Annotated in this window: 2 protein-coding genes; both read right to left on the bottom strand. The window is 28.5% G+C overall.

Annotated features, from left to right (window positions below; genetic code table 11):
* Window positions 1–270: 270 nt before the first annotated feature.
* Window positions 271–966, bottom strand: coding sequence for a hypothetical protein (locus R3342_RS13475; protein ID WP_318940885.1), 696 nt, complete (start codon window positions 964–966; stop codon window positions 271–273).
* 155 nt (window positions 967–1,121) lie between these two features.
* Window positions 1,122–1,317, bottom strand: a 196-nt coding sequence (locus R3342_RS13470) for a hypothetical protein (RefSeq protein ID WP_318938862.1), incomplete at its 5' end; no start/stop codon positions are given.

Raw genomic sequence — 1,317 nt, 5'->3', positions numbered from 1 at the left:
TTTCAATTCAGATTTAGTCAACGTAACTTCTTGTGCAGAAGATGTTAAATGCATTCCAATAATTAGTCCAATTAAGATTAAGTTCTTTTTCATTTTATCAATTTTAAATTTAGTTTTTATTACTCAATATAACGCACAACGTTTTAGTATTATGATTTCGTTGCGATTAGTCGTAAGACTTATCGTGATGGAAATCTGAGTTTAAATTTAGTTTAATTTGTCGTAAAACGACAAAATTTAGCAATGAATTATACACGTTGTTGTGCAACGTTATTTTTTTGGAAATTCCCAGCCATTAGTTATTCCCTCAATTCCAATTTTTTCAAGTATTTCTTCTGTTATTTTAGATTCAGACATAATTTCCTTCTCGTATTTTTCTTTTTGCTTTCTCATATAAGTTACATTGTTTTCTATAACTTCTTGAGTAACATTGCTTCCAGTTAGAGAATATTTTATGTCAGCGTCTTTTTGAGCTTTTCTTTCAGCTAATATTATTTTTTTCCAAATCTCTTTTCTTTGATTATAAGTTAAATTCCACTTATTTTCTTTTATTTCTTTGAGTGATTTGAATTGTGTTTCGTTTAAATCAAATTTTGGGTTTTTATCATCGTACATTTTTGAAATCATTGCAATCCATAGTCCATTTCCGCTCTCTGCTTTACTTTTACTTGTGTAGGCGTAAATAGCTATAGTATTAGGATTTTCTCCATAATCAAAACCTGTTTGATTAATTTTAACTTGATAAAGATAGTTAAGAAGGGATTTTAACTTTTCCTCTGTAATACTATCTTTTTCCTCAATTAAAATATCACTTGATATTTGAACTTTAATAGGTGTATCAGAGATGCCTTCTTTTAATACGGAATATTTTATTAAATCTTTAGGTTTATCAATTTGATTTTCACCACAATTGGTAAATGTTAAAGCTAAAAATAGAGCTAAGAGTAAAAAAAATGTCTTTTTCATAGTGTTTGTTTTAATGTTGCACAACGGGATTTTATATGATTTGTGCGACTGGAAAATCGGAGATTTTTCGGACGTAGCAAATCGTTAGTTGAATGTTTGTCGGTTTGTTATTTAGTTTAAATGTAAGCATAAATTTTATGAGGTGTTGTAAGCCGTTATTTTTTTGTCATATAATAGAATTCGCGTTCTAATTCGTGTTTCATTCTTTTAGCTCCTCTTCTCATAAAAAAGTATGGAATTCCAAACATAAAAGTTGCGTGGATAAAAATAAACGGCAAAGCAAATCCAGGAGCATTTCCTTCAATATTATCCGCCATAAAAAATGCTCCAATAAATATGGAATAAAACACA

The organism is Lutibacter sp., assembly GCF_033723435.1.
Classification (GTDB): Bacteria; Bacteroidota; Bacteroidia; order Flavobacteriales; family Flavobacteriaceae; genus Lutibacter.
The sequence above is the reverse complement of the archived record's forward strand: the minus strand, read 5'-3'. Positions and strand labels throughout refer to the sequence as shown.